The sequence below is a fragment of the Lapillicoccus sp. genome, from assembly GCF_036559105.1.
Taxonomy (GTDB): Bacteria; Actinomycetota; Actinomycetes; order Actinomycetales; family Dermatophilaceae; genus Lapillicoccus.
The window spans coordinates 1-4,789 of sequence record NZ_DATBTV010000129.1 but is presented as its reverse complement, the minus strand read 5'-3'; the positions used below and the strand labels follow the sequence as shown (position 1 = coordinate 4,789).

General features: G+C 70.9%; 6 protein-coding genes. 2 read left to right on the top strand and 4 right to left on the bottom strand.

Going from position 1 to position 4,789, the window contains the following annotated elements; translation table 11 throughout:
* Positions 1–173 precede the first annotated feature (173 nt).
* Together VIG79_RS16140 and VIG79_RS19890 are read left to right on the top strand one after the other, a co-directional pair.
* Positions 174–1,421 (top strand): DUF4032 domain-containing protein, encoded by a 1,248-nt coding sequence (locus VIG79_RS16140; protein ID WP_331887499.1) that lies wholly within the window; start codon positions 174–176, stop codon positions 1,419–1,421.
* Positions 1,422–1,496: 75 nt separating this feature from the next.
* Positions 1,497–2,144, top strand: a complete 648-nt coding sequence (locus tag VIG79_RS19890; RefSeq protein WP_414672646.1) for an RDD family protein — start codon at positions 1,497–1,499, stop codon at positions 2,142–2,144.
* A 21-nt stretch (positions 2,145–2,165) separates the two neighbouring features.
* Here VIG79_RS19890 and VIG79_RS16130 read toward each other — a convergent pair whose 3' ends face one another.
* The 4 genes from VIG79_RS16130 to VIG79_RS16115 all read right to left on the bottom strand — a co-directional run.
* Entirely contained in the window at positions 2,166–2,642 is a 477-nt protein-coding gene (locus VIG79_RS16130; RefSeq protein ID WP_331887497.1) for a vitamin K epoxide reductase family protein, read from the bottom strand.
* A 7-nt stretch (positions 2,643–2,649) separates the two neighbouring features.
* On the bottom strand, positions 2,650–3,504 hold the full coding sequence (locus VIG79_RS16125; RefSeq protein ID WP_331887496.1) for a DUF929 family protein: 855 nt from the start codon (positions 3,502–3,504) through the stop codon (positions 2,650–2,652).
* Between the two features lie 75 nt (positions 3,505–3,579).
* Positions 3,580–4,587: a 23S rRNA (guanosine(2251)-2'-O)-methyltransferase RlmB gene (gene rlmB, locus VIG79_RS16120; RefSeq protein WP_331887495.1), complete on the bottom strand. Its 1,008-nt coding sequence runs from the start codon at positions 4,585–4,587 to the stop codon at positions 3,580–3,582.
* A gap of 1 nt (position 4,588) precedes the next feature.
* The coding region (locus VIG79_RS16115; protein ID WP_422655580.1) for a CysS/YqeB C-terminal domain-containing protein at positions 4,589–4,789 on the bottom strand (201 nt) is incomplete at its 5' end.

Genomic DNA, 4,789 nt, shown 5'->3' with positions numbered 1-4,789 from the left:
CCCTCTCCGTCTCCGAACCTCTCCGTCTCTGGACCTCTCCGTCTCTGGACCTCTCCGTCTCTGGACCTCTCCGTCTCTGGACCTCTCCGTCTCTTGACCTCTCCGCCTCTCGACCCGTACGTCTCCGGACTGCTCAGCCTCCGGACCTTTCTCGATGATGGGAGCATGACGACGTGCCCCTGGAACTGACGGCGGCCCGGGCTGACCCGGCCCTGCTCGACCTGCCCTGGTCCGTTCCGCTGGAGGACTGGCCGGCCGACCGACTGGCCGCTCTCCCGCGCGGCATCTCCCGGCATACGGTCCGGTTCGTCCGTGTCTCCAACCGGGTGCTCGCCATCAAGGAGATCAAGGTCGACCTGGCCCGCCGCGAGTACGCCATGCTGCGCAACCTCGAACGGATGGACCTGCCCTGCGTCGAGCCGTTCGGTGTCGTGAGCGGCCGACAGACCGCTGAGGGCCTGCCCCTCGACGCGTGCCTGCTGACCCGACACCTGCAGTACTCGCTGCCCTATCGCGCGCTCTACAGCCAGTCACTGCGTCCTGACACCGCGCAGCGCCTCATCGACGCGTTGGCCGTGCTCCTGGTCCGGTTGCACCTGGCCGGGTTCTGGTGGGGTGACGTGTCGTTGTCGAACACCCTGTTCCGTCGCGACGCCGGCGCCTTTGCCGCCTACCTCGTCGACGCCGAGACCGGCGAGCTGCGGGCGACCCTCAGCACGGGGCAGCGGGAGCACGACCTCGAGATCGCCCGGGTCAACATCGCGGGCGAGCTGATGGACCTCGATGCCGGGGGGTACCTCGAGGAGGTCGCCGACCCGATCGAGGTGTCGGAACGCATCGTCGAGCGGTACCGCAGTCTCTGGTCGGCCCTCACCGAGTCGGAACGGTTCGAGACCGGCGACCGCTGGCGGGTGGAGGAGCGGATCCGGCGGCTCAACGAGCTCGGGTTCGACATCGACGAGCTGGCCATGTCGACCGACCTCGACGGCACCACGATCCAGATCCAGCCCAAGGTCGTCGACGCCGGTCACCACTCGCGTCGGCTGCTGCGCCTCACCGGTCTCGACGTGGAGGAGAACCAGGCACGGCGGCTGCTCAACGACCTCGACTCGTACCGCGCCGCGACCGACCGGCAGAACGAGGAGGAGGAGCTCGTCGCCCACGAGTGGCTGGCCAGCGTCTACGAGCCGTCGGTCCGCGCCGTCCCGCGCGACCTCGCCGGCAAGCTCGAGCCGGCCGAGCTGTTCCACGAGGTCCTCGAGCACCGCTGGTACATGTCGGAGCGGGCGGGCACCGACGTCCCGATCCGGCTCGCGGTCCGCGACTACATCGACCAGGTCCTGCCGGCCAAGCCGGACGAGAAGGCGGTCCTCGGCGTCGACACCGTCGAGATGCCGGTGGTGGCCATGTTCGACGACTAGGTGTGACCACCGCATGAGCCAGCAGCCACCGCCCCCACCCGGGCCCCGGGATGGCCCGTACGCCGGACCACCCGCATCGCCGTACCAGCCACCGCCGTACCAGCCGCCGCCGCCGGGGTACGGACCGCCGCCTCCCTCGGGGTACGCCTACCCGCCCGCCCAGGGGTACGCCTACCCGCCGCCACCGCAGGACCAGAGGTCGGCATACCAGCCGTATGCCGCTGCACCCCAGCCGTATGCCGGTGCGGCGTACGGGCCGTCGGGCTACTCCCCCTACGCCACGGAGTACTACGCGCACTGGGCCGGCGGGTGGGCGCCCTCCTGCTCGACTACCTCCTCATCCTGCCGGGCTGGCTGCTCGCCTTCTTCGGCCTCGTCCTGGCCACACCGAGCACCGGGTCCCGCAGCCGGGCCGCATCCGGTGGCCCATCGGTCGGCGTGGTTCTGGCCCTCGTCGGCTATGCGCTGATGCTCGGCCTGACGATCTGGAACCGGTACATCCGGGCGGGCCGCACCGGCCAGTCGTGGGGCAAGAAGGTCGTCGGCATCCGGCTGGTTCGCGAGTCGGACCTGCGGCCGATCGGCGCCGGCATGGCGTCCGTCCGCGACATCGCGCACATCGTCGACGGGTTCTTCTACCAGGGCTACCTCTGGCCGCTGTGGGACCCGAAGCGGCAGACCTTCGCCGACAGGATCTGCTCGACCGTGATCCTGGCCCACTGACGGACCGAGCGACCCGGTTGCCTACGACTCCGGTTCGCTGAGCACGAGACCGAAGAGCAGCGTGACGAAGAGCAGGAACGTGACGATGTGCACACCGGTGCACCAGAGGCAGATCGCGTGGATCTGGAACAGCTCGGCCCAGAGCAGGTAGAGCGCTATGAGCAGCCCGACGCCGCAGAAGCCCAGTCGGGCGACGTCCAGGACGGTGGAGCGCCGGCGCAGCAGGCTGGGCCGGCAGAGGACCAGCATGACGGCGAAGAAGAGCAGGCCCAGCGGCGCCACCGGGATGCCGAGAATGGTCGACCACGCCGACGACGTGACCTTCACGCAGTCGACGGCCCCGGAGGCGGGACAGGCCAGCGTCGTGCTGCCGGTGTAGTGCTCGTAGGTGAGGTAGGTCGACACCAGGAGGCCCAACACGCACCAGGTCAGCGAGAGCGGGGCCAGCCAGCGCGGGATCGTCCGTTGCGGCGGACGGGTGGTCGTCTCACTCGTCATCGCACGGTCACTTGAGGGCGGCAGCGGCGGTGGTGACGCCGGACGAGGTGCACACCGGCGCGGGCTGGTTGTTGGTGAGCGCGCACAGCTGCGCGGTGATCACGTTGGCGCTGCCGAGGACGGCCTTGGAGATCGTCGTGGAGGGGTTCGCGATGTCGTCGGCGATCTGCGCCTGGGTCTTGCCCGCGAAGATCGACGGGTCGACCGACGCACCGTTGGCCGTGGCCTTGCCGCCGTAGTCGATAAACGGGATCGAGCCGCCGGGGTTGTAGGTGTCGAAGATCGTCTTGTTGTCCCCCGACAACGTGTCGAGCGGCTGGTTGGTGTTCGTCTGGGTCTCGACACCGGTGAAGCCGAGGTACTGGCTCGTGTACGACGCCCCGTGAAAGCTCAGCGTGGCGGTGTTCGGGTAGGCCTCGGGGGCCGCCCCGCTCGCGGTCGCCTGGAGGTTCGCGAACTGGCCGAACCGCGTCATTGCCACCACGAACGGCCAGCGCTCCGCCGCGCAGAACGGGCAGTACTCGGCGCCGACGTAGAGCACCCCGGGCTTACCGTCCGTCGTGAGCGCCGGGGCCGAGATCGCCTTCGGGGGGTTGGACACGCCCGAGCCGGCGCCGACCTGGTCGAACGTCGCGACCGGCACGGTGCTCAGGGTCGTGTAGACGGCCGGGTCGAGCGGACCGGTCGCGACCGCCTGCTGCTTGGGGCCGAACAGGGCCACCCCGACAAGCACCGCGACCACGACCACCACGGCGGCGGTCGCCGCGATCGCGATGGTCAGCCGGCGGCGCCGCTCCGCCGCCTGCTCCTTCGCCCGGAGCTGGTTGAGGCGGACGTTGTCGGCTCGCGCGCTCTTCGCCACGCCGCCCACGGTAACCGGTCCGCCCGTGAGTGGTCAGGAGGTCTGGGCGGGATGGATACCGGTTCGGTATGCGGGTCAGCGCGCCGCCGCGCGCTGCCGGGCGATCTCGTAGAGCGTCACCCCGGCCGCGACTCCGGCGTTGAGGGACTCGACGGCCGACGACATCGGGATCGACACGACCTGGTCGCAGGTCTCTCGGACCAGACGGGACAGACCCTTGCCCTCCGATCCGACCACGACGACGACCGGCTCAGTGGCCAACGCGAGTCCCGGCAGCTCGACGTCGCCCTCCATGTCGAGGCCGAGGACGAAGAACCCGGCCTTCTGGAACGTCTCGAGCGCGCGGGTGAGGTTCGGGACCCGGGCCACGGGGACCCGGGCGGCGGCGCCGGCCGACGTCTTCCACGCGCTGGCCGTCATCCCTGCGGACCGGCGTTCCGGCAGCAGCACGCCGTGACCACCGAAAGCGGCGACCGACCGGACGACGGCGCCGAGGTTGCGCGGGTCGGTGACCCCGTCGAGGGCCACGACGAGCGGGATGCCGGGCGCCTGCGGGTCCACCAGGTCGCCGATCTCGACGTAGGCGTAGGGCGGCACCTGTAGCGCGAGGCCCTGGTGGACGGCGCCGTCGGTGAGCCGGTCCAGCTCGCCCCGCGGGGTCTCGAGGACGGGGATGCTGCGTTCGGACGCGGTCTTGAGCGCCTCCCGCACGCGGTCGTCCGCGTCGATCCGGCCCGCGACGTACATCGTCGTGACCGGGATGTCCGCGCGGAGCGCCTCGACGACGGCGTTGCGGCCGGCGACGACCTCGGACGACGCCTTGGCACCACCGCCCGAGCGGCCGGAACCGCGAGCGGGACGCCCCTGCGGCGACCGGCCGCCCGTCGCATACCCGGGCTTGGTGCTGCCGGTGCCGCGAGTGGCCGAGCGGGCCTTCTTGGCGGCCGGATGGTACTCGCGCTCAGCGGCTTTTGGCGTCGGCCCCTTGCCCTCCAACGCTTTTCGCCGCTGTCCGCCGGACCCGACGGACGCGCCCTTGCCGGACTTGCGGACCGCTCCGCGGCGCTGGGAGTTTCCGGGCATGTCAGCCACCGTTCCGTCGGGCCAACGACCAGCGCGCCCCGGAGGGTGTGTCGTCGATGACGATTCCAGCCTCGGTCAGCCGGTCGCGAATCGCGTCGGCCGCCTCGAAATCCCTTGCCGCGCGGGCGGACTGGCGAGCAGCAAGCTGGTCGGCGACCAGTGCGTCGAGAGCGGTGAGCGCGTCGTCCGCGCCGCCGGGGCC

Bases quoted from the DNA above. Each gene is read 5' to 3' on its own strand.
- rlmB (WP_331887495.1), bottom strand. From the start codon at position 4,587: ATGCCCGGAAACTCCCAGCGCCGCGGAGCGGTCCGCAAGTCCGGCAAG.
- VIG79_RS16130 (WP_331887497.1), bottom strand. From the start codon at position 2,642: ATGACGAGTGAGACGACCACCCGTCCGCCGCAACGGACGATCCCGCGC.